Annotated in this window: 24 protein-coding genes and 1 riboswitch; of the genes, 9 read left to right on the top strand and 15 right to left on the bottom strand. The window is 76.4% G+C overall.

Features of this window, described 5'->3' with window-relative positions:
• Window positions 1-118: 118 nt before the first annotated feature.
• The 3 genes from ACYQBY_RS08010 to ACYQBY_RS08020 form a co-directional block, all read right to left on the bottom strand.
• Window positions 119-484 carry a hypothetical protein gene (locus tag ACYQBY_RS08010; protein ID WP_459643326.1) on the bottom strand — a complete coding sequence of 122 codons (366 nt, stop codon included), beginning with the start codon at window positions 482-484 and terminating at the stop codon, window positions 119-121.
• Between the two features lie 26 nt (window positions 485-510).
• Complete coding sequence (locus ACYQBY_RS08015; protein ID WP_459643327.1) at window positions 511-1,422, bottom strand: DMT family transporter; 912 nt, start codon at window positions 1,420-1,422, stop codon at window positions 511-513.
• Between the two features lie 89 nt (window positions 1,423-1,511).
• A complete protein-coding gene (locus ACYQBY_RS08020; RefSeq protein WP_459643328.1) occupies window positions 1,512-3,059 on the bottom strand; it encodes an APC family permease in 1,548 nt (515 codons plus the stop codon).
• Window positions 3,060-3,217: 158 nt separating this feature from the next.
• Here ACYQBY_RS08020 and ACYQBY_RS08025 point away from each other — a divergent pair, with 158 nt between their 5' ends.
• Entirely contained in the window at window positions 3,218-4,264 is a 1,047-nt protein-coding gene (locus ACYQBY_RS08025; protein WP_459643329.1) for an LLM class flavin-dependent oxidoreductase, read from the top strand.
• A 63-nt stretch (window positions 4,265-4,327) separates the two neighbouring features.
• Here ACYQBY_RS08025 and ACYQBY_RS08030 read toward each other — a convergent pair whose 3' ends face one another.
• The 5 genes from ACYQBY_RS08030 to ACYQBY_RS08050 form a co-directional block, all read right to left on the bottom strand.
• Window positions 4,328-4,918 (bottom strand): universal stress protein, encoded by a 591-nt coding sequence (locus ACYQBY_RS08030; RefSeq protein WP_459643330.1) that lies wholly within the window; start codon window positions 4,916-4,918, stop codon window positions 4,328-4,330.
• Window positions 4,915-6,435, bottom strand: a complete 1,521-nt coding sequence (locus ACYQBY_RS08035) for an MFS transporter (RefSeq protein ID WP_459643331.1) — start codon at window positions 6,433-6,435, stop codon at window positions 4,915-4,917. The genes ACYQBY_RS08030 and ACYQBY_RS08035 overlap by 4 nt, the downstream gene beginning before the upstream one ends.
• A gap of 300 nt (window positions 6,436-6,735) precedes the next feature.
• Window positions 6,736-7,947 (bottom strand): hypothetical protein, encoded by a 1,212-nt coding sequence (locus tag ACYQBY_RS08040; RefSeq protein WP_459643332.1) that lies wholly within the window; start codon window positions 7,945-7,947, stop codon window positions 6,736-6,738.
• On the bottom strand, window positions 7,937-8,485 hold the full coding sequence (locus ACYQBY_RS08045; RefSeq protein ID WP_459643333.1) for a SigE family RNA polymerase sigma factor: 549 nt from the start codon (window positions 8,483-8,485) through the stop codon (window positions 7,937-7,939). Before ACYQBY_RS08045 ends, ACYQBY_RS08040 begins: the two co-directional genes overlap by 11 nt.
• A 190-nt stretch (window positions 8,486-8,675) precedes the next feature.
• Window positions 8,676-8,987: a hypothetical protein gene (locus ACYQBY_RS08050; protein WP_459643334.1), complete on the bottom strand. Its 312-nt coding sequence runs from the start codon at window positions 8,985-8,987 to the stop codon at window positions 8,676-8,678.
• 299 nt (window positions 8,988-9,286) lie between these two features.
• Between ACYQBY_RS08050 and ACYQBY_RS08055 the strand changes: the two genes are divergently transcribed.
• A complete protein-coding gene (locus ACYQBY_RS08055; protein WP_459643335.1) occupies window positions 9,287-10,222 on the top strand; it encodes a DUF4349 domain-containing protein in 936 nt (311 codons plus the stop codon).
• A gap of 14 nt (window positions 10,223-10,236) precedes the next feature.
• On the opposite strand, the gene ACYQBY_RS08060 is transcribed toward ACYQBY_RS08055, so the two are convergent.
• Window positions 10,237-10,965, bottom strand: a complete 729-nt coding sequence (locus ACYQBY_RS08060) for a DUF72 domain-containing protein (protein WP_459643336.1) — start codon at window positions 10,963-10,965, stop codon at window positions 10,237-10,239.
• Window positions 10,966-11,003: 38 nt separating this feature from the next.
• Here ACYQBY_RS08060 and ACYQBY_RS08065 point away from each other — a divergent pair, with 38 nt between their 5' ends.
• Window positions 11,004-11,894 carry a DUF1353 domain-containing protein gene (locus ACYQBY_RS08065; protein ID WP_459643337.1) on the top strand — a complete coding sequence of 297 codons (891 nt, stop codon included), beginning with the start codon at window positions 11,004-11,006 and terminating at the stop codon, window positions 11,892-11,894.
• A gap of 3 nt (window positions 11,895-11,897) precedes the next feature.
• Here the strand turns inward: ACYQBY_RS08065 and ACYQBY_RS08070 are convergent, their stop codons facing one another.
• Entirely contained in the window at window positions 11,898-12,242 is a 345-nt protein-coding gene (locus ACYQBY_RS08070) for a VOC family protein (RefSeq protein ID WP_459643338.1), read from the bottom strand.
• Between the two features lie 242 nt (window positions 12,243-12,484).
• Between ACYQBY_RS08070 and ACYQBY_RS08075 the strand changes: the two genes are divergently transcribed.
• The 3 genes from ACYQBY_RS08075 (at window position 12,485) to ACYQBY_RS08085 (ending at window position 14,906) form a co-directional block, all read left to right on the top strand.
• Window positions 12,485-13,831, top strand: coding sequence for a vanadium-dependent haloperoxidase (locus tag ACYQBY_RS08075; protein WP_459643339.1), 1,347 nt, complete (start codon window positions 12,485-12,487; stop codon window positions 13,829-13,831).
• A 68-nt stretch (window positions 13,832-13,899) separates the two neighbouring features.
• The gene (locus tag ACYQBY_RS08080) at window positions 13,900-14,598 is read left to right on the top strand and encodes a hypothetical protein (RefSeq protein ID WP_459643340.1); all 699 of its coding nucleotides are present in this window, start codon (window positions 13,900-13,902) and stop codon (window positions 14,596-14,598) included.
• Between the two features lie 137 nt (window positions 14,599-14,735).
• Window positions 14,736-14,906 carry a hypothetical protein gene (locus tag ACYQBY_RS08085; RefSeq protein ID WP_459643341.1) on the top strand — a complete coding sequence of 57 codons (171 nt, stop codon included), beginning with the start codon at window positions 14,736-14,738 and terminating at the stop codon, window positions 14,904-14,906.
• Between the two features lie 47 nt (window positions 14,907-14,953).
• Here the strand turns inward: ACYQBY_RS08085 and ACYQBY_RS08090 are convergent, their stop codons facing one another.
• Entirely contained in the window at window positions 14,954-15,442 is a 489-nt protein-coding gene (locus tag ACYQBY_RS08090; RefSeq protein ID WP_459643342.1) for a C40 family peptidase, read from the bottom strand.
• 4 nt (window positions 15,443-15,446) lie between these two features.
• Window positions 15,447-15,601: riboswitch (cyclic di-AMP (ydaO/yuaA leader) on the bottom strand.
• A 133-nt stretch (window positions 15,602-15,734) separates the two neighbouring features.
• Between ACYQBY_RS08090 and ACYQBY_RS08095 the strand changes: the two genes are divergently transcribed.
• Together ACYQBY_RS08095 and ACYQBY_RS08100 are read left to right on the top strand one after the other, a co-directional pair.
• Window positions 15,735-15,860 (top strand): hypothetical protein, encoded by a 126-nt coding sequence (locus tag ACYQBY_RS08095; RefSeq protein WP_459643343.1) that lies wholly within the window; start codon window positions 15,735-15,737, stop codon window positions 15,858-15,860.
• An 89-nt stretch (window positions 15,861-15,949) separates the two neighbouring features.
• Complete coding sequence (locus ACYQBY_RS08100) at window positions 15,950-16,726, top strand: alpha/beta fold hydrolase (protein WP_459643344.1); 777 nt, start codon at window positions 15,950-15,952, stop codon at window positions 16,724-16,726.
• Between the two features lie 3 nt (window positions 16,727-16,729).
• On the opposite strand, the gene ACYQBY_RS08105 is transcribed toward ACYQBY_RS08100, so the two are convergent.
• Both ACYQBY_RS08105 and ACYQBY_RS08110 read right to left on the bottom strand, forming a co-directional pair.
• Window positions 16,730-18,100: a VWA domain-containing protein gene (locus ACYQBY_RS08105; RefSeq protein WP_459643345.1), complete on the bottom strand. Its 1,371-nt coding sequence runs from the start codon at window positions 18,098-18,100 to the stop codon at window positions 16,730-16,732.
• Between the two features lie 69 nt (window positions 18,101-18,169).
• Entirely contained in the window at window positions 18,170-18,853 is a 684-nt protein-coding gene (locus ACYQBY_RS08110; protein WP_459643346.1) for a hypothetical protein, read from the bottom strand.
• Window positions 18,854-18,971: 118 nt separating this feature from the next.
• Here ACYQBY_RS08110 and ACYQBY_RS08115 point away from each other — a divergent pair, with 118 nt between their 5' ends.
• Complete coding sequence (locus ACYQBY_RS08115; RefSeq protein ID WP_459643347.1) at window positions 18,972-19,481, top strand: N-acetyltransferase family protein; 510 nt, start codon at window positions 18,972-18,974, stop codon at window positions 19,479-19,481.
• 191 nt (window positions 19,482-19,672) lie between these two features.
• On the opposite strand, the gene ACYQBY_RS08120 is transcribed toward ACYQBY_RS08115, so the two are convergent.
• Window positions 19,673-20,977, bottom strand: a complete 1,305-nt coding sequence (locus ACYQBY_RS08120) for an aldehyde dehydrogenase family protein (protein WP_459643348.1) — start codon at window positions 20,975-20,977, stop codon at window positions 19,673-19,675.
• 238 nt (window positions 20,978-21,215) lie between these two features.
• Window positions 21,216-21,516: SpoIIE family protein phosphatase (locus ACYQBY_RS08125; RefSeq protein ID WP_459643349.1), on the bottom strand; the 301-nt coding region annotated here is incomplete at its 5' end.

Genomic DNA, 21,516 nt, shown 5'->3' on the forward strand with positions numbered 1-21,516 from the left:
CGGGCGCGCGGCTGACCCGCCCGGGTGACGGGTACCCGCCGGACGTGGATTCCGCTGCGGTGCCCCTGCCCGCCTGCCGATCCCTCTCCTGAGGGGTCGGCAGACCACCGAACCATGATCACGCGTCACCTGCGGTGACGTGGTGGCCCGGCAGGGTGATCGCTTCTGCAACGTTGCCGGAAACGGGCGAACGGGCGGTGGTGAACGGGTTAACGTCGTCCTGTCCGACCCGCGGCGCACGATGCCGCGGGCGGTCGCGGAGCGCAGGACGCAGGGCGGAGGAGACGGCATGAGCAAGGCGGTGCGGCAGCTGTCGCGGCACGTTCCCGGGGTCGGCGTGGCCGTCGGCGTCCTGGTCTTCGTCTCCGGCGTGCTGGGCCTGGCCGTCCGGGGCGGCCCCGACTCGGCGGACGCCAGCCTCCTGCCCGCGCTGCAGCTCCTCCTCGGCACCGCCCTCGTGGTGCGCTTCACCGTGGGCGCCCACCGCACCCGCGGCGCCGGGGACGCTCCTCAGCGCGCGCGGCGGGTGAGCGCCACCCCGCCCAGGGCGAGCGCGCCCCCGGCCAGCGCCAGCGGCGGCGGCACCTCCCCCAGCAGGGGCCACGCGGCCAGGACGGTGAAGGGCGGCACGACGTACGTCGTGACCCCGAGGCGGCCGGCGTCCGTGCGGGAGAGGGCGTAGGCCCACGTGACGAAGGCCAGCGCGGTGGGCACCACGCCGAGGTAGACCAGCCCCGCCGTGGCGGCGGCCGGTGCGGCGAGGAGCTGCCCGCCCAGGCCACCCGCGAACGGCAGGCAGGCGAGGGTCCCGACGGCGCAGGCCAGGAACGTGACCTGCAGGGCGGGCAGCCGGCGCAGGACCGGCTTCTGCGCCAGGACCCCCACCGCCCAGGTGGCGGCGGCCAGGAGGCAGAGCAGGGCCCCGGCGAGGTCGGTGCCCGACCCGCGGCTGGTGGCGGCCCCGATGACGAGGGCCCCGGCGAACGCCACGGCGGCGCCGGTGAGCAGCCGGCGCGGGAAGCCCTCCCCGAGGAACGCACCGGCCAGCAGGGCGATGAGGACCGGCCCGACGCTGACGAGCATCGCGGCGGTGCCCGCGTCGAGCCGCTGCTCGGCGGCGTTGAGGGCGACGTTGTAGACGGCGAACCAGGAGACCCCGCAGACGGCAGTGAGCGCCCACTCCCGCCGGGTGGGCCGGACCCACCTGCGGCGGGCGGCCACCACGAGGCCGAGCGCGAGGGTGCCGACGGCGAGGCGGCCGAGGGCGAGCTCACCGGCTCCGAAGTCGTCGCGGACCGCGCGGATGGCGAGGAACGCCGAGGCCCACGCCAGCACGGTGACCAGCACGGCGGCGAGGACCGCGGGTGCTGGGCCGGCGGGAGGGGGTGCCGTCTGGCGGCGGGTCGGGGCCGGGGAGGTCATGCCCCGACGCTAGGCGGGCCGGGACCCGGCTGTCGCCGCGGTTCTCGCCACATGCGCCACGGATCCTGCCGTCTCAGGGGCGTACCGGCTCAGAGCCCGCCGATGGGCGGCTCACCGGTGTCCGGCACGAGGATCGGGGTGTCCTCCCGCAGGGTCCGGCCCTGGAAGAACGCCCGCAGCCGCAGCGCGCACAGCGCCATGAGCGGCACCCCGAGCACCAGCATCCCGACCCCGATGACGAACACCCCGCCGACCGGCCCGAACGTGGTGTCGCCGTAGTCGGCGGCGGCCATGTCGACGGCGCTCTGCACGAAGGCCCACAGCATCGCCAGGCCCCCGAGCAGCGGCAGGACACCGCGCAGCAGCAGGTCGCGCACCGAGCGGGTCAGGGTGCGCCGGAAGTACCAGACGCACGCGAACGCGGTGATGCCGTAGTAGAACGCCACGGCCAGGCCGAGGCTGGCGATGGTGTCGGCCAGCGCGTCCTCGCTGACGAGGGAGAGCACGAGGTAGAAGAAGACCGCCGCCGCGCCCATCACGACCGTGGCGAAGGAGGGGGTGCGGTAGCGCGGGTGGACGCGGCCGAAACGCTCGGGCAGCGCCCCGTAGACCGACATCGCCAGCGCGCCGCGGGCCGTGGGCAGGATCGTGGTCTGCGTGGACGCCGCGGCCGAGACGGCCACCGTCAGCAGCAGCACCGCCGAGACCACGGGGCCGCCGACGGGCCCGCCGAGGACGGTGAGCACGTCCTCCTCGTTCTCCTCGTTGCCCAGGCCGATGCCGGTGTCGCCGAACCCCGCGTACGCCTGCACGGCGACGGCGACGAGCAGGTACGTGGCCAGCAGGAGCACCGTGGCGAGGAGGGCGGCCCGGCCGGGCGTGGAGTCCGCGTCGCGGGTCTCCTCGGTGACGGCCAGGCAGGCGTCCCAGCCCCAGTAGATGAAGACGCAGAGGATGACGGCCTCGGCGACGGCGGAGGCGCTCAGCCCGAGCGGGGAGAACCACTGCAGCCGCGGGTACACCGCCTGCTCCCCCGCGGCGCCGCTGTACACGAGGTACAGGGCGCCGAGCGCGACGAACCCGAGGACGACGAACTGCACGATGACGAAGACGTTCTGCAGCCGCTCGGAGATGACGATGCCGCGGTAGGAGACCCAGGTCATCGCGACGATGACGAGGACCCCGAGGCCCACCTTCACCGCGGTGCTCTCGGCGGCGTCGCCCAGGCCGAGGACGCGCAGCGTGTAGACCCCGGCGACCTCCGCGACGTTGGCCAGCACGATGATCGCGGAGACGGCGACACCCCAGCCGCCCATCCAGCCGACCCAGGGCCCGAAGGCCTTGGTGCCCCAGGTGAAGGTGGTGCCGCAGTCGGGTGCGGCGCGGTTGAGCTCCCGGTAGGCGACGGCGACGAGCAGCATCGGCAGGAACGCGAGCAGGAACATCGCCGGGGCGCGGTCGCCGACGGCCGCGACGACGAACCCGAGGGTGGCCGCGAGGCTGTACGCGGGTGCCGTCGCGCCGAGGCCGATGACGGTGTTGCCCCAGAGGGTCAGCGCACCCGGGGTGAGGCCCTTGCCGGGCGCCGGTGGCGGGGCCTGGCTCTCGGAGCCGCTCGTCGTCGGTACCTGCGTCATGGACGTCCCGCCCTCCCTGCCCGCGACGGCCGTCGTCGCACCGGGACCAAGCTTCGCAGCGCCCGGGCGGTGGGGTGGTGCGGGAACAGCCCGGCACCACCTATCGTTGAAGGCTCAAGCAGACGGGAGGGTCCCGGGCTGCGAGGAGGCGGGACGTCGTGGAGATCGGCATCAGCTCGTTCGCGGAGACCACCCGCGACCCGGTGACCGGCGTGCAGCTGGAGCACCCGCAGCGGCTGCGGGAGGTCGTCGAGGAGATCGTCCTCGCCGACCAGGTGGGCCTCGACGTCTACGGCCTCGGCGAGCACCACCGCCGCGACTACGCGGCCTCCGCGCCCGCCGTCGTCCTCGCCGCCGCCGCCTCGCGCACCGAGCGCATCCGGCTGAGCAGCGCCGTGACGGTGCTCAGCAGCGACGACCCCGTGCGCGTCTTCCAGGACTTCGCCACCCTCGACGGCCTCTCCGGCGGCCGCGCCGAGATCATCGCCGGGCGCGGGTCCTTCATCGAGTCCTTCCCGCTGTTCGGCTACGACCTCGGCGACTACGACGAGCTGTTCGCCGAGAAGCTCGACCTGCTGCTGCGCATCCGCGCCTCCGAGCGCGTCACGTGGAGCGGGCGGCACCGCCCCCCGATCCGCGACCTCGGCGTCTACCCGCGCCCCGTGCAGGACCTCCTGCCGGTGTGGATCGGCGTCGGCGGCACCCCGTCCTCGGTGGTGCGCGCCGCGACGCTGGGCCTGCCGCTCGCGGTGGCGATCATCGGCGGCATGCCCGAGCAGTTCCGCCCGCTCGTGGACCTCTACCGCAGCACCCTCGCCGAGGCCGGGCACTCCCCGCAGCCCGTCGCGGTGCACTCCCACGGGTTCCTCGCGCCCACCACGCAGGAGGCCGTGGACATCAACTTCCCCTCCACGGCGGTGGCGATGAACACCATCGGCCGTGAGCGCGGCTGGCACGAGTACAACCGCCTCAGCTACGACGCCGCCCGCAGCCCCCGCGGCGCCCTCTACGTCGGCAGCCCCGCCGAGGTGACCGACAAGCTGCTCCGGCTGCACGAGACCCTCGGCCTCGACCGGTTCATGCTGCACGTCAGCGTGGGCACCATGCCGCACCGCGACGTGCTGCGCGCCATCGAGCTGCTCGGCACCGAGGTGGCGCCGGCGGTGCGGGCGGAGCTGGCCCGCAGCGCGGCCCCCGCCCGCTGAGGCGGCACGCACGGGCGCCCCCGGTCCGGTCGGACCGGGGGCGCCCGTGCGCGTGCGGAGGTGTCAGGACGGGCTCAGCGGGGGACGGCCCGGCCGCCCCGCCGTGGCCGCCGCGACGGCCGCCGCACGCCCCAGCCGGCGCCCGGCGCGCCGCACCGCGGAGAGGCCCTCCTCCACCGGCGGGGGCATCACCACCACCGGGCAGGCCGCGGAGAACACCAGCTGAGGGGCGAGCAGCTTCGCGCCCGGCGTCACCAGCTTCGCCGCGCGCGGGGAGTCCAGGACCAGCAGGTCCGCCTCCCGCGACTCGCGCAGCAGCACCGGGCGCGCCGCGCCCCGCACGGCCACCGCCTGCACCGCGTGGTCCTCCCCGAGTGCCGCCCGCAGCAGCCCCTCCAGCCTCTCCTCCGCCGCCCGCTGCGGGTCCTGGTCGGCCAGGGTGGACACCGCCGGCGGCCGGTTCCCCGACGTCACCGGTGGGCGCGGCGGCCGCCACGCCAGGACGGCGCGGACGTGGCCGCCGACGGCCGCGGCGTGCTCGGCCGCCCACTGCAGCGCCGACGGGGAGCCGCTGCGCGAGCTGACGCCCACGACGACCAGCGGGATGTGCTCCACCGCCGCCCGCTCGGCGGCGCCACCGGGCTCGGCGCTCACTTCCGCCCCGTCCCCGGGGTGACGCCACCGGCGGGCAGGCCGGCCGCCGACAGCGGCGTGGCGATGTCCTCCAGCGACTTGCGCTCGGCGTCGACGCCGATGAGCCGGGCCACGATGCCACCCGTCATCATCATCACGGCACCGATGACGTAGCCGACGGTGAGCGGCCCGGCGTCCAGCACCGCGGCGTCCTCCCCGCCCGCCGCGTCGATCAGCCGGCCGAACAGGTACGGGGCGATGACGCCGCCCGCCGCCTGGGAGATGGCGAAGAAGTACGAGATCGCCTGGCCGCGCAGCTCCAGGGGGAAGATCTCCGAGACCGTCAGGTAGGCGGAGGACGCACCGGCGGAGGCGAAGAAGAAGATGACGCACCACAGCGCCGTCTGGGTCACCGCGCTGAGGATGCCGGCGTTGAACAGGAAAGCCGTGACGAGCAGCAGCGCGCCGGAGCCGAAGTAGGTCGCGAAGATCATCTTTCGCCGCCCGACGGTGTCGAACAGCGGCCCGAGGACCAGCGGCCCGAGCAGGTTCCCGAACGCGAACGGGATGAAGTACCAGGGGATGTCGCCCTTGTCGATGCCGTAGAACGTCGCCAGCACCGCCGCGTAGGTGAAGAAGATGGCGTTGTACAGGAAGGACTGCGTCACCATCATCGTGAACCCGAGGACCGAGCGCTTCGGGTAGGTGCCGAAGAAGACCTTCGTGAGCTGGCGGAACCCCAGCGGGGGCAGCTCCTTGATCTCCATGGCCTTGGAGTCCGGCACCGGTTCCAGGTGGGCGCCGGAGGCCCGGACCCGCTCCTCGATGTCGTCGATGGTCCGCTCGGCCTTCTCCACCTGGCCGTGGGTGACCATCCACCGCGGGCTCTCGGGGATCGTGCGGCGCAGGAAGATGACGACCAGGCCGAGCATCGGGCCGATGAAGAACGCGATCCGCCAGCCCCACTGGACGGGCACCGACTCCGAGTACAGGTACAGCCCGAGGATGTTCCCGAGGAGCGCGCCGGCCCAGTAGGTGCCGTTGACGGCGATGTCGACGCGGCCGCGGTAGTGCGACGGGATGAGCTCGTCGATCGCGGAGTTGATGGCGGTGTACTCGCCGCCGATGCCCATGCCGGCGATGAACCGGAACGCGGCGAGGGACCAGAAGTCCCAGGCGACGCCGCCGAGGCCGCTGCCGATCAGGTAGATGAGCAGGGTGGCGATGAAGAGCTTGCGCCGGCCCAGCTTGTCGGTCATGCGGCCGAACACCAGGGCGCCGAGGACCTGCCCGGCGAGGTAGGCCGAGCCGAGCGCGCCGACCTGGCCGGTGGTCAGGCCGAGGCCGCCCTCGGGGTCCTGGAGCGACTCGGTGTTCAGCGCGACGACCTGGATCTCCAGGCCGTCCAGGATCCAGGAGACGCCGAGACCGACCACGACGAGCCAGTGGAACTGCGTCCACGGCAGCCGGTCGATGCGGGCGGGGATGGTGCTGCGCACCTGGACCGGCGTGGTGCCGCGCCCTGCGGGTGGGGTCACGAGTTCCCCTCCCCGTGGTGGCCGGTGCGTGCTGCCGGGGTGCCGGGGAGGGCTCCGCCGCCTCGCGCGGATCCCCTCGTGGAGTGCTCCATCGCCGTTGGCTCCGATCCGGAGGTGAGGGCGGCGGGAACCTTCGTGCCCGCCGTTCTGCTCGTCCTGGTGCGCCGCACGGTTTACCACCGGGAACGGGGCGCGGCGAGTCGGTGGGACGGGAGGAGCGGTTCCCCGCGGTCCGCGCCGGCAGGAGCCCGGGAACCGGTCCGGGCAGTTCCCGGCGGGGGTACCGGGCGGGTTCCGCCGTCAGCGCGCCCCGGGGGCCGCGCCGCCCAGCTCGCCCACCGCCGCCCGCAGCAGCGCCTCGAGGCGGCCGCGGCCCTCGGACCACTCCAGGCCCCGCACCGACACCCCCACGACCACGTCGCCGGTGCGGGCCGCGCCCACGAAGGCGGTCGCCCCGTCCGGCGAGGTCGTCGTCGCCGCCCAGCTCTCGTCGGCGGGCACGTCCACGGGCAGCGTCTCCCCGAGGGCGGGGAACCGGCACGGCCCGGAGTTCCCGTCGACCTGCGCGAACGCCTCGCCCGCCGTACCGGGGGCCCAACCGGTGACGTGCACCCCCACGCCCGGGCGGCCCGGGCTCCCCGAGGGGTGCGCCCAGGTCCACGACCGCCCCACCACCGGCTCCGGCCCCGCCCGGCCGTCCGCGGTGCACTCCTGCCCGTCGACGACGGGGATGCCGGCGTGCTCGAGGTCGGTGAGCTCCACGAGGCCCTCCGGCAGCGCCGCCCACGTCCGCGGCAGGTCCGGCACCGGGGCGGGCGCGGCGCCCGGGGTGCCGGGCGGCGGCACGAGCCGGGCGTCCTGCGGGGTGTCCTCGCCGCCGGGCGCGGGCGGGGCGTCGCCCTCCCCGCCGGGCACCGCACCGGGCGCCGCGGGCGCCGTGCCGGGGCTCGTGGGCACCGCGCCGGGCGCCGCGGGTGTCGTGCCGGGGGTCGCGGACGCCGTGGGCGCGGGCGCCGACCGCGGCTGCGGATCCCTGTCCCTGCGGTCCTGCGGAGCGCCCGGCGCGACGGCCGGCGCGGGCGCCGCCGGGGAGGTGGTGGGCCGGGGGGCCGGGGTGCCCGGGCGGGGTGCCGCGGTGGTGCCGGCCGCCGGGCGCGACGGGGTGCCCGCGCTCGCCGGCGGCGGCACCGGCCCGGGCGGCGGCTCGTCCGCCGGTGCGGTGCTGGGCTCCACCGGCGCGGGCGCGACCTCGGCGTGGTGCTGCACGCCGCGCTCCTGCCCGGGCAGCAGGTCCGGCGCGAAGGGCAGCACGGCCAGCGTCGTCAGGGCGAGGGCCACGGTCGAGCTGCGCAGGGCGCGGCGGCGGCGGCGCAGCACGACCGCCCGCGCGCGGGTGCCGTCCAGCAGCCCGAGCACGTCCACGGGTGCGTCGTCCGCACCCCGCCGCAGGGCGCCCGCCAGCCGCTCCCCCAGCTCCCGGTCCCCGCCGGGCCCGCGCTGCTCAGCGGCCACCGCGCCCCTCCTCCCCCAGCAGCGCGCGCAGCGCCGCCAGGCCCCGGAACGCGTTGCTGCGCACCGTGCCCTGCGAGCAGCCCAGCAGGTCGGCGATCTCCGCGTCCGCCAGGCCCTCGTAGTGCCGCAGCACCAGGACGCTGCGCTGCTTCACGGGCAGCGTCCGCAGCAGCGCGAGCACCTGGTCGCGGTCGCCCACGTGGCCGGAGTGGTCCACCACGCCGCGGTCCGGCAGGGTCGCCGGGTCGTCGGGGCGCTCGCGGCGCCACGCCCGCCGCCCGGAGGACACGCAGGCGTTGACCACCATCCGCTTCACGTAGGCGACGGGGTCGTCGGCCCGCTGCACCACCGCCCACTTGACGACGACGCGTGCGAGGACGTCCTGCACGACGTCCTCGGCGGCGTGCGGGTCGCGCAGCAGCGCCCGCGCCAGGCGGACCAGCGCCGAGCCCTGCGCCACGACGAACGCCTCCACGTCGAGGGCCTCGCGGGACTCCACCTCCAGGCCGGGGGCCTGGCCGGGACGGAGCACGGTCACGGGGTCATCGTGCCGCCCCGGCGTCCCCGCGGGGGGCGGTACGCGGAATCCGACGACCAGGGGCCCTGCGCTCACCGGTCGCTCCCCGCGCTGTCCACGACCTCAGGACGCTCACCGGGGCCCCGGCGTTGCACCCGCCGCGCAGGTGCCCCGCGCCGGCCCGCCGGCCACGGCTGCGCGGGCCGCGGCGTCAGCCGGGGACGACGATCCCCGACCGGCGCCGCACCACGACGAGGACCAGGCCGTGCAGCAGGACGTTGAGCACCGCGGGGCCGTAGAGCACCACGTCGCGGGCCGAGGGCGGGGCCTGCCCCAGGGGGTAGGGGTCCACCACGGCCGGCAGCGACCCGGGCAGGCCGAGCAGCAGCAGCGGCAGCGCGGCCAGGCCGCTGCCGTGTCCCGCGCCCGCGCCCGCGCCGGGGGCGCCGACCAGGGTCAGCAGGCCCAGCACGAGGACCGCGTGCGCGGCGAAGACCCACGGCCACACCCGGCCGTCGTGCATCCCCTCGCTCTCCACACCTGTGTAGATGCGGTGAGGGGCCGATCCGTTGCACGCGGGCCCGGATCCGTTGCCGATCCGTTGCCCGGCCCCCCGGAACCGGGCGGGCGGGAACGGCGTCCCAGGGCGCACGGGCACCCGCCCGTCCCCGATCCCGTCCCGCGTCGCCGCGGGCGTCCCCGCGGAGGTGGCGAGTGCCCACGGCACCCGGAACCCAGCCCGTCCCCCAGCCCGCTGCCCACCCGGTCTCCTCCGCGAGCCGCCACCCGGGCCCCCACCGCGGCCACCACCGGGGGCGCCCGGTGGCGGCGTCCCTGCTCGCCGCGGCCCTGCTCCTCGGGAGCGCCGGGTGCTCCGGCGGCGGCTCGGAGGCCACGGGCGGCGCCGCCTCGCAGTCGGCGGCGGACGCCCCCGCCGGGCTGCCCGCCGCGAGCGGCGGGGGCGGTCAGGGGATCGCCGACACCACCGGGGTCCAGGGCACCTCCACGGGCGGCACGGCCCCCGCCCCCGGTGACGAGGTCGGCCCCGGGGTGGCGCGCGCGGTGGTCTCCACCGGCACGGTCGCCGTGGAGGTCGCCGACGTCGACGCGGCGGCGGACGAGGTGACCCGCCTGACCGCCGCGGCGGGCGGGCTGGTCACCGCCAGCAGGTCGGGCTCCGGCAGCGGCCCCGGTCAGGACGCCGGGGCCGGCTCCGGGCAGGCCCGGATGACCCTGCGCGTCCCCGGGGACCGGTTCGCCGCGCTGCTGCAGGACGTGGCCGCCCTCGGGAGGCGGACGGAGCTGTCGACGACCTCCACGGACGTCACCGCCGAGGTCGCCGACGTGGACAGCCGGGTCACCTCCGCGCGGGCGGTCCTGGAGACGTTCCGCGGGCGGCTGCCGCAGACCGCGTCGATCCCCGACGTCCTCGCCCTGGAGGGGGAGATCGCCCGCCGCCAGGCCGACCTGGACGCCCTGCTGGCGCGGCAGCGGGTGCTGCGCGACCAGGTGGCCCTGGCGACGGCGGAGGTGACGCTGACGGGCCGCACCGCCGTCGCGGCGTCCACCGCCACGCCCACGTTCACCGGCGGGCTGGGCGCGGGCTGGGGCGCGCTCGTCGCCACCTCCCGCTTCGTGGCCCTCGCCCTCGGGGCGCTGCTGCCGTTCGCGGCCGTCGCCGCGGCCGTCGGGATCCCGCTGGTGGTGTGGCGCCGGCGCCGGGCCCGGGTGGCGCCCGCGGGCGGTCCGCCGGCGTGAGACGCGGCCCGCGCTCAGCACCCCAGGGCCGCCCGCAGCGCCCGCGCGTCGCGGACCGCGTTCCCGCCGCCGTCGTTGTTGAAGTAGGCGTACACGTCCAGCCCGGCGGCGTCCCACTCCCGGATCCGCTGCGCCCACCACGCCAGGTCCGCCGCGGGGTAGGACCCCGCGTACAGGTGCCCGTGGTCCGGGCCGTGCAGGCGGACGTACACGAACGGGGCCGTGGCCCGCAGGACGCACGGCAGGTTCGCACCGCTCATCACGCAGTACGCGGCCCCGTGCTCCGCGAGCAGGGCGTACACCGCCTCGTCGTGCCAGCTGGGGTGCCGGAACTCCACCGCGACCCGCACCCACGGCGGCAGCAGCGCGAGGAACCAGCGCAGCCGCTCGTCGTCGCGGGCGTGGTCGGGGCGCAGCTGCACCAGCAGCACGGCGCGCCGGTCGCGCAGCTCGTGCCAGCAGGCGGTGATGCGCTCGACCCAGCGCTCGGGCGCGTACAGCCGCTTGGCGTGGGTGAGGCCGCGCGGCGCCTTCACGGACATGGCGAAACCCTCCGGCAGCCGCCGGTTCCACGACGCGAACGCGGCCTCGCGCGGCCAGCGGTAGAAGCTCGCGTTGAGCTCGACCGTGCCGAACTCCCGCGCGTAGTGCGCCAGCCGCTCCCGCGGCGGTGTCCCCCGCGGGTAGAGCACGTCCTCCCAGTGGTCGTAGCTCCAGCCCGACGTGCCCACGAACAGCCCCACTCCACCTCCCGGTCCCCCGCCGTGGCACGCTACGGCCCGTGCCCGCGCCCCGCGCCCCGGAACTGCCCGCGCTGCGGCCGGCGCACCTGGTGCGCAGCGGGTTCTTCTCCCCCGCCGACCCGGGCGCTGTCTGGGCGGGGGACGTGGTGCTGCACCGCCACGTCGAGGACGGGGACCCGGCGCGCGAGCGGTTCCGGCTGCCGGAACCCCTGGGGTACTGGGACGAGCACGTCGGGCCGGTGGTGGTGCCCGCTGATCCCGCGACGTTCTCCTCGGACCTGACGTCGGTCCCGCGCCTCCTGACGTGGCTGGTCCCCACGACGGGGCAGCACCTGCCCGCCTCCCTCGTGCACGACGGCCTCGTCGCGGCGCAGGGCGAACCGGCGTCGTACCTGGCGCGCCGGCCCGTGGACCGGGTCACCGCCGACCGGGTGTTCCGCGACGCGATGCGCGACCTGGGCGTGCCGTGGTTGCGCCGGGAGCTGATGTGGGCGGGGGTGTCGGTGGCGACGATGCTCACGGGGCCGCCGTCCCGGACGTGGCGGGCGTGGGTGGCGGTGTCGGTGATGGCCGCGACGATCGCGGTGTTCGGCACGCTCGCGACCGTGGACCTGGTGGACCTGGCGGCCCCGCTGCCGTGGATGGGGCGGCGGCCCTGGTGGGCGGAGGTCCTGAACGGGGCGCTCGCCGCCGTCGTCGTGCCGCTGCTGCTGGCGGCGACGTGGGGGCGGCGCCGCCGGGCCGGTGCCGTGGCCGGGGTCGGCACGGCGCTGGTGTTCCACGCGACGGTCGCGGTGGTGCTGGTGTTCTCGGCGTTCAGCGCCGCGGAGAACCTGCTGTCGCGCCGGTTCCTGCCCGCCGCGGCGTGGGGGGCGCTGACCGGGGCGGTCCTCGCGGTGGCGGGGGCGGTGGTGGCGCTGGCGCGCTGAGGTTCAGCCCGCCACGAAGCAGAACTCGTGGCCCTCGGGGTCGGTCATGACCTGGAACGAGCCCTTCTCGTCGGTGACGGTCCGCCCCACCGGCGTGGCGCCGAGCGCGACCGCGGCGGCGACGGCCGCGGGGATGCCGTCGACCTCGATGTCGAGGTGCACGCGGTTCTCGGTGGTCCCCGCCCCGGGGACGGGCTGGAAGGACAGGCGCGGGAAACCCGGGGGCTCGACGTGCGACCAGCCGCGCTCCCGGTCCACCGGCACCCCGCCGAGCAGGCCGGCCCAGAACCTGGCGAGGGCGGCGGGGTCCGCGCAGTCGACGACGATCTGGTCCAGGCGCGGCCGCACCGGTGCAACGTAGCGGATCGCCGGCCCGGGCGGACCGGAACCCGGCAGGACGGGCCGCGGTGCGGGTGGGGGGTTGCGCGCGGATCGGAGGGGAACCCGGTCCCCGGGTGCGGTTCCGGGAAACCCGCACGGCGGGAGGCCCTGCGCTGCAAGACTCCGCTGGCGGCCGGCGACGGGGCGGGCCGCCGGACGGGGGGCGGTCGGCGATGGGCGGTACGGGTTCCGGCGGGAGCCGGACGGGTGTGGGCGGCGTCCTGTCCAGACGGCGGCTCCTGGGTGCGGCGGCGGCCGGGCCCGCGTTCCTCCTCGCTCCCGGGAGCCCGGCGCGGGCGCAGGCGGGTCCCGGTGCGACGTTCACCGCCGGGCACGGCCCCGAGGTGGCGGCCGCCTGGCTGCGCACCCTCTACCGGGTCACCGCCACCGAGGGCCTCACGCCACCGTCGGCGGCACGGGCGTACGCGTACTGCTGCGTGGCGATGTACGAGGCCGTCGTGGCGGGGATGCCGGGCTACCGCTCCACGGGCGGCCAGCTGAACGCCCTGCCCCGCCTCCCCCGCCCGGTGCAGCGCTCGGGCACCGACTGGCCGGCCGCGCTGAGCGCCGCCGTCGCCACCACCGCGGCGGCCCTGCACGCCGGGGCGTCGGCCGCGTCGCTGGACCTGCTGGCCCGCACCCACGAGGACGTCGTGGCCTCGCGCCGGGCGGCCGGCGTGGAGGCCGGCCCGCTGCGGGCGTCGCTGGAGTTCGGGCGCGGGATCGGTGCGGCCGTGGCGGGCTGGGCCGCCGGGGACGGTGCCGCCGAGGCGGGGCGACTGCCGTACACGCCGCCCGTCGGGGAGTCGCTGTGGGTTCCCACGCCGCCGAACTTCGGCACCGCCGTGGAGCCGCACTGCGCCCGGGTCCGCACGATGGTCCTGCGCTCGCCCGACGAGATCGCCCCGCAGCCACCGCTGCCGTTCTCCGCGGAGGTGGGTTCCGCCTTCTGGCTGCAGGCGAAGGCGGTGCACGAGCAGGCGGCGCTGAACACCGACGAGACACGCGACGTCGCCCGGTTCTGGACGGACAACCCCCGCTTCTCCGGGATGCCCGCCGGCCACTGGCTGCACATCGCGCTCCAGGCGTGCGAGCAGCGCGGCCTGGCGCTGGACCGGACGGTGGACGCGCTGGTCCGCACCGGCGTCACCCTGCACGACGCGTTCACGAACTGCTGGACGTGGAAGTACCGGTACAACCTGCTGCGTCCCGTGACGTACGTGCGCCGCTACGGCATCGACCCGGGGTGGCAGACCTGGGTGAACTCCCCGCAGTTCCCGGAGCACACCTCGGGGCACTCGGTGGGCTCGTGTGCGGCGGCGACGGTGCTGACGTCGTCGCTGGGCGCGCTGGCCTTCGACGACACGTCCCTGGCCACGACCGTCGGCATCGTGCGGCGGACCCGGCACTACCGGAGTTTCCGCGAGGCCGCGGACACCGCCGCACAGAGCCGCATCTACGGGGGGATCCACTACCCCCACGGCGTCGCCAGCGGCAAGACGCAGGGCGACGCCATCGGGGAGCTCGTGGACGCCCGCCTGCGCACCGCGCCCTGAGCGCGACCCCGGCCCCTTCCGGAGCCCGGCGCGCCCGCGCCGGGGAGACGACCACGAGGAGATCAGCCATGCCGTCCCACCCGCTCCGCACCGCGCTGCTGCGCACCGCCGCGGCCCTGACCGTGCCCGGGGTCCTGCTCGCCACCGCCGGTCCGGCGGCGGCCGCGCCGAAGGACTCCACCAGCACCAAGCGCTCCGGCGCCTCGGCGTTCGTCAAGTGGACGGAGTACGACTTCGAGAACCTGCTCCCCATCCCGGACAGCAACGTCCACGTCGGGTTCCTGTCCGTGTCCAAGGAGGCGCGCGGCACGTTCCTGCACGGGCAGATCACCGACTGGCAGTGCGACCCGGGCGAGGTCCCCGGTGGGCACGCGGAACCTGGGACCCCGGGGACCTGCGACTACGTCCGTGACCGCATGCTGGGTTCCGAGGCGATGACGCTGATCGTGGACGCGCGCGCGGGGACCGCGGTGGCGACCGGTGAGGTCATCGTCAGCAACGGCGGCCACGGCGGTCCGGGGACCGAGCTGGGCCGGGTGCCGGCCCGGGTCGAGCTGCGCGGCAGCGGGCCGATGGCGTCCTACACCAGCACCGAGACCTGGAACGACGGGACGTCCACGTACCGGAGCAGGATCCGCGGGGTGGCGAGCGGCGACGCCGTGGTCACCGGCGCGCTCGGGGCGATGGGCTTCACCGACGACCGTGACGACGTCTCCTACGGGTCGTTCCGCACCTACACCGAGGTCAGCCGGGAACGCATCGGCTGACGCCCACCACCGGGTGGCGGGGGCCGGGGCGACACGTCCCGGCCCCTGGTCGCGTCCGCGGCCTTGTCCGCCGCGGACCCCGGGTGCACGCTGGAGGAGCCGCCCGCCGGGGCGGCCGGAGCGGGAGGAGTGCCACCGTGGCGGATGAGGAGGACCCGCGCGAGCGGTTCCGCGTCCTGCCGGAGCCGGTGCGGCTCGGGCAGACGTTCGCGGTCCACGACATGTCGACGGCCGCCGCCGTCGGGATGCTGGGAACGGGTGTGTTCCTCGCACCGGACGGCGCGGGCGGCGACGGCGGGAGCGACTGACCTGCGGGGCGGCGGTGCGTGGGCACCGCCGCCCCGGGGGGCCGGCCTCAGACGCGGTGGAACACCACCGCGGACGTCCAGATCTTCCGCTTGCTGATCGAGCGGCCCGAGCGCGGGGAGTCGTACATGAACCCGTCGCCGGCGTAGATGCCCACGTGGTAGGCGCGCCCACCGCGGGTGGGGAAGAACACCAGGTCGCCGGGTCGGGGGTCGGACACCCGGCGGGTGGCGTGCATCTGCTGGGTGGCCGTGCGGGGCAGGTGCACCCCGAACTGGCGGTACACGTAGCCGGTGTAGCCGGAGCAGTCGAACCCGGCGGGGGTGGTGCCGCCGTACCGGTACGGCAGGCCGACGAACCGGTGGGCGACGTCGAGGACGGCGCGCGCGTCCACGACGGCCGCGGCGGCGGGCGCGGCGGCCAGCACGGGCGCGGTGAGGCCCGTGCTGATCCCGGCGGCCAGGAGCAGCGCGGCGGGGGCGGTCAGGAAGCGGGGACGACGGCGCGCGGGCGCGCCGGAGGACATGCGCTCGGGCATGGCGGACTCACCTCTCGACGCCTGCGAGGTGAGCTGTCGGGTTCGGGTGGAAGGTTCACCCGGCTCAGGTCGTGAGCTTCACCCCGAGGACGCGGCTGGTGCCGCGCCCGGTAAGTGGGTCCCCCGCCCTCTGCCGTGACGGTCTCGCGTCGCCCCCAGCGCCGGCAGAGGCTCGGCGCACGCTGGGAGCACCCCGGAGGGATCTCCAGGGCAGCCGGAGCTTACTGTGCGGAGTGAATCGTGCCAACCCTGTGACAGTGCTGTGCATGTGGGTGTGGCGCCGGATCACCCTGTGTCCTCACCCCCGGACGGGGGCCGTCAGGTCGTCCACGGGGCGGCGGGTGCCCCCGGTGGCCACCGCGCGCAGCGCCGCCGCGTCAGCCCCACGGCGTACCGCCGCAGCTTCCGCACCGCCTGACGCGTGCCCACGGCGAACACGGCTCCCGCGGTCCGCCGCCGCCCTCCACACTCGCCGGGACAGCGCTGCGCACCTCCGGGAGGCACACCGTGGGCGAGGTCCTCGGGCACGACCTGCTGGGCGACGGGCCGCGCCGGGTGGTCGTCCTCAACGACTGGCTGAGCGACACCGGCGCGTGGGACCCCGTGCGCCCCTCCCTCGACGGCGGCACGTCCACGTGGGCGTTCGCGGACGTGCGGGGGTACGGGCGCTCCCGGCACCTCACCGCGCAGCCCTCGGCGGCGGCCGTCGCGCGGGACGTGGTGGCCCTGGCCGACACCCTCGGCTGGGAGCGGTTCGCCGTCGTCGGGCACTCCATGACCAGCCTGCCCGCCCTGCACCTGGCGCAGCACTCCCCCGGCCGCGTCGAGCGCGCCGCCGTCCTGACCCCGCCGCCACCCGGGGGTCTCGGCGCCGACGCGGCCGCGGTGGACCGGATGCGCGCGCTGGCGCTCGCGGACGACGAGGGCCGCCGGGGGGCGCTGCGCTCGATGTGGGGCGTCCGGCTGACCCCCGGGTGGCTGGAGTTCAAGCTCGCCGGGTGGCGTGCCGCCGCGGACCCGCGGGCCGTCGCCGCGTACGTCGAGATGTTCGCCCGCGACGGGGTCGCGGAACCGTCGGCCCCGGCCCGGGTGCCGGTGCTCGCGGTGACCGGGGAGGAGGACGGCGAGCCCCTGCGCGCCACCGCGGTGCGGGCGGGCTGGGAGCCGCTGTGCCCGCGGTTCGCGCTGGAGGCGCTGCCCCGGTGCGGGCACTACCCGATGCAGGAGATGCCGCCCCTGCTGGCGGCGGTGCTGGAGCGGTTCCTCGGCGAGGCGGAGAGCTGACCCCTACGGCAGCAGCCCGTTCGCGCGCGCCTGCACCAGCCAGCCCGGGTACTCCGTCATCAGCAGGTCGAACAGCTCGTCGTCCCCGATCGCCGCGGGGTCCTCCACGCTGAAGAAGTCCGCGTTGTCCACCAGGCGCCCCGGCATCTCGTCGAGCTGCTCGAGGAACTCGAACTCCCCGCCGGACGTGCGGCCCCAGCCGCGCCGGGTGGACCGCTTGGCCGCCAGGTCGCGCGAGGAGCGGCCGATCGCCATGAACTGCCAGAACAGCGGCTCGTAGCTGCTGGAGCGGACCTGCTCGGCGGTGACGTCCTGGTCGAACGTCTGCCCGTCGGTGACGAACATGACGTACACGGGCACGTCCGCGCGCAGCGGGGTGCGGCGCTCTGAGTCGGAGCCGAAGTAGTGCCGGCGCAGCAGCTTCATCGCCTTGCCGTAGTAGGTGGAGGGCTCCAGCCTGCTGCGCAGCGGGTCGGTGAAACCCGTGACGGTGCCGAGGTCCAGGGCACCCGCGGCGTGCCCGTCGCGGCCGAACAGGAACACGTCCACCGCGCCGTCGTCGTCGAAGCGCAGGCCGAGCGCGAGGATCCGCTCGCACAGCTTCTGGATCTTCCCGCTGAGGTAGAGGCGGGCCATGGAGCCGCTGATGTCCAGGCACAGCGCGACCCGGGCGGTGTGCTCGCCGAGGCCCTTCTTCTCCAGCGACAGCGCGGCGGTCTTCACGAGGCTGACGATGTGCGGGGCCTCGGCCTCGGCGCGCTTCTCCAGGCTGAGCTGACGCTGCTTCTTCAGGCTGAGCGCGGGCGCCGCGGGGGCGGGGTCCGCCGGTGCGGGGCTGCTCTGCGCCGGGGCCGGCTCGTCGTCCACCGAGATGCCGAAGTCCGTGGCCAGGCCCCCCAGGCCGCTGGCGTACCCCTGCCCCACGGCGCGGAACTTCCAGGCACCACCGCGCTGGTACAGCTCCCCGAACACGAACGCCGTCTCCGTGGAGGCGTCCGCGATGTCGAAGTGCGCCACCACCGCGCCCGAGGGGTCGAGGACGTCCAGCGCGAGACCCGCGACCTGCCCGAACGTTCCTCCGTCGGCGGAGGCGGCGAGCACGACCCTGGTGATCCCCGCGGGCAGCGCCGCGAGGTCGACCTCCAGCGCCTCCGTGCCCGGCCCCGCGCTGTCCTTCCCGAGGTGGACGACGGACCCGCTCGCGTGCCGGGGTGCGTTGTAGAACACGAGGTCGGCGTCGTCGCGCACCTTGCCCGCCTCGGTGAGCAGCAGCGCCGAGGCGTCCACGTCGACCGGGCCGGGGCTGCGCCGCAGCACCGCGCGCAGCCGGGCGGTGGGGACGGGACGGTTGGCGCCCTTGCTCAACGTGGTCATGCCCGCATCGTGCCGCAGGTGCCGACCGCCCCGCTCCCCCGACATGCCGCTCCCGGCCGGCCGGTCCCGTCAGCCGCCGAGGGGACGCGCCCTGCCCGTCTCGACGCTCTTGAAGGCGGCGATGCGGGGGGCGGAGGCGGTGAAGTCGGCCGTCGTCAGGGTCCGCCCCGCGAACGTCGCCGTGACCTCCGCGGCCGTGGACGCCCCCACCGCGACGGACTGGCAGGAGAACTCCCCGCCCAGGCAGGCCGTGCCGTGCGTGGCGGAGCGCTGGACGTCCCCCACCGCGGTGAACACCACGTCGACGTCCGTCGTGCCCGGGTCCACGCCGTACACCCAGCCGCGGTGCACGCCGGAGCGGTCGTAGTACTCGCCGGTGACGTGCCCCCGGTTCTCGACGTCCTCCAGGTGCACGGTGGCGGAGGACAGGTTCGCGGCGATGCCGCCCGCGGCCACCGGGACCTCCGCCCGCAGGTCGACGTGGTGCCAGCCGCACACCGTGCCCCCGTCGGCCACGGGCAGGCAGGTGTCCGGGAAGGTGCCGTAGACGTACAGCGTGGCCGGGCGCGCCGGCGACGCCCCCCGGTGCAGGCTCACGGACGCGTACGCGCCGCCGTCGGAGGACATGTGCGCGGCCGCGAGCGCTCCGCTGTCGTGCATGTGGAAGACCCACGCCTGCGCCTGCGCAGAGGTGGGAACGGTGACGACGGCGGCGGCGCAGACGGCGGCCACGCCCAGGGCGCGGAACTTCACGGGGTTCTCCTCACAGGTTCTGGTCGAGCGCTCAGCACGCTAGGTGCGGGCACCCGACCGCGCGGGGGAACGCCTGACCCGTCAGCCGTTCGGGTCACCCGAACTACGCTGACGCCCCGTGAGCGCAGCGCACCCGTTCGCGGGCACCGTCCGCACCGCCGCCGACGACGACTGGCCGCGGATCTGGCCGTTCCTCCGCGCGATCGTCGCCGCCGGGGAGACGTACGCCTACCCGGAGGACCTCACCTCCGCGCAGGCCCGCGCGCTGTGGATGGAGGAGGCACCGGGCACGGCCGTCGTCGCCGTCGACGGGGACCGGGTGCTCGGCTCGGCGAAGTGCGGCCCGAACCGGCCCGGCCGCGGTGCGCACATCGCGACGGCGAGCTTCGTGGTGGACCCGTCGGCCGCCGGGCGCGGCGTCGGGCGGGCGCTCTGCGAGCACGTCCTGGCGTGGGCGCGGGAGCAGGGGTACCGCGGCGTGCAGTTCAACGCCGTGGTGGAGACGAACGCCGCCGCCGTGCACCTGTGGCGGTCCCTCGGGTTCCGCATCATCGGCACCGTGCCCGGTGCGTTCGACCACCCGGTGCACGGGTACGTCGGGCTGCACGTCATGTACCGGGAGCTCTGAGCCCGCCCATCTCCGGGTTCGGGCGCACCCACGCCCCTCCTCGCCCACCCATCTCCGGGTTCGGGCGCACCCACGCCCCTCCTCGCCCACCCATCTCCGGGTTTCGGCGCGGCAGGAGGGCGCTGGGTGCGCCGAAACCCGGAGACGGGCGGGGAGAGACGGGCGGGGAGAGACGGGCGGGGACGGGAGCGTCAGCCGCCGAGGGCGCCGACCACGCCGTCCTCGCCGGGGGGCACGACCACGAACTGGCGCAGCGCCAGGTCGGGGAACGTCACCGGACCGCGGGGCCCGGGCACCCGGTCGACGCTGATGCCGGTCTCCGGCACGCCGAGGAGCTTGTAACCGTCCAGCACGCGGGTGGTGGTGTTCCAGAAACCACCCGTGCCGTCCCACGCGCCGAGGAACGCCGCCGCCGCGGCCTCGTCCTCCGCGCACACCGTCGCGGCGATCCCGCTGGTCTCGGCGCTGGCCAGGGCCGCGGCCTGCACCGGGCCGTCGGCGGGGGCGACGGTGACGCTGGCCTCCCGGCCGGAGTCCAGCGCCCACTCGTGGCCGAGGCGCTGCTCGTGCGGGGGCAGCAGCGCGCGCACCCCGGACGCGGCGAGCGTCTCGGTGGCCACGGCGGTCAGCTCCTCCCAGCGGTCGCGGTGCACGAGCAGCAGGTTCAGGCGGTTGCAGACGCCGAGGCGGTCGACGCCCGCGGCGAGCAGCGCGCGGAACCGGTCGACGTCGGTGGAGGCGTCGGCGTAGAGGACCCCGCCGCCGTCGGCGTGGGCCAGGACCCGCACCCCCGCGGCGGCACCGAGGGCGCTGAGCCGCCGGGTGGTCTCCCCGCTGCCGCGCACGATGACGAGGGGCAGCAGGTCGGGCTGGCTCACCAGCGCCTCAGCGGCGGCGTGACCCGGCTCGCGCACCAGGGACACCGCCCCCGCGGGCAGCCCCCCCTCGGTGAGGGCGGGGGTGAGGACCTCGTCGACGAGGACGCCCGCGGTGCGCAGGGCGGCCGAGCCGGTGCGCAGGACCGCCGCGCTGCGGGCCCGCAGCACCTGCCCGGCCACGTCGAGGGTCACGGCCGGGCGCGCCTCGTAGGTGGCGCCGATGACGCCGACGGGCACGCGCCGCTCGTAGACGCGGGCACCGTCGGGCAGGTCCCGCACGTAGCGCAGGCGGGGACCGGGGACGGTGCCGGCCAGCTCGACGAGCTGCTGCGCGGCGCCGCGCATGCGGGTGGGGTCGAGGCGGAGGCGGTCCAGCAGGCCGGCGGACATGCCGTTCGCCTCGGCTGCGGCCACGTCCTCCGCGTTCGCGGCCAGCACCGCGTCCGTCGCCTCCGGCAGGCGCGCCGCGGCGGCCGAGAGCACCGCGCTGACCTGCTCGTCGGACGCGGTGCGCAGCACGGCGCTGGCGGCCGCGGCGGCGGTGGCGGCGCGGCGGACGGCGTCGCGCGCGGCGTCGGCCGCCTGGCCGGGGGTGGTGGGGGTGGAGGTCGTGGTCACGGTCCAACTCTAGGCAGCGCACCCCCGGGCCCGGGGCGGGGACGTTGCGCGCCGGACACGCCGGCGCGGCGCGACAGGACGTCCCCACCCGGGGGCGCACCCACCCTGACGGGGACGTTGCGCGCGCGGCGCGCGGGCGTGTCGCGGCAGAACGTCCCCGCGAACGTCCCCGCAGAACGTCCCCGCGAACGTCCCCCCGGACGTCCCCGAGCGCGCCTCAGTGGGTCAGGCGCGCGGGTCAGGCGCGCGGGTCGGGGGTGGGCGGGACGCGGCCGGGGCCGGCCTCGGCCGGGCGGGGGCGGTCCTCGGGGTGCAGGCGCACCGCGACGAGGGCGACGTCGTCCTCGGGGGAGGGGGGCAGCAGGTGGGTGAGGATGCCGTCGCACAGCTCCTCCAGGCCGCTCCCGGCCCGGGCGAGGTCGGCCACCGCCGAGCGCAGCCGCTCCAGGCCCTCGTCCAGGGACTGCCCGCGCCGCTCCACCAGCCCGTCGGTGTACAGCAGCACCGTCGAGCCGCGCTCCACCTCCAGCACCTCGTCG

The sequence above is a fragment of the Kineococcus anabasis genome (assembly GCF_054590795.1).

Coding starts and splice junctions, on each gene's coding strand:
- ACYQBY_RS08015 (WP_459643327.1), bottom strand. CDS start 1,422: ATGACCTCCCCGGCCCCGACCCGCCGCCAGACGGCACCCCCTCCCGCC.
- ACYQBY_RS08020 (WP_459643328.1), bottom strand. CDS start 3,059: ATGACGCAGGTACCGACGACGAGCGGCTCCGAGAGCCAGGCCCCGCCA.
- ACYQBY_RS08050 (WP_459643334.1), bottom strand. CDS start 8,987: ATGCACGACGGCCGGGTGTGGCCGTGGGTCTTCGCCGCGCACGCGGTC.
- ACYQBY_RS08080 (WP_459643340.1), top strand. CDS start 13,900: ATGCCGTCCCACCCGCTCCGCACCGCGCTGCTGCGCACCGCCGCGGCC.
- ACYQBY_RS08090 (WP_459643342.1), bottom strand. CDS start 15,442: ATGCCCGAGCGCATGTCCTCCGGCGCGCCCGCGCGCCGTCGTCCCCGC.
- ACYQBY_RS08105 (WP_459643345.1), bottom strand. CDS start 18,100: ATGACCACGTTGAGCAAGGGCGCCAACCGTCCCGTCCCCACCGCCCGG.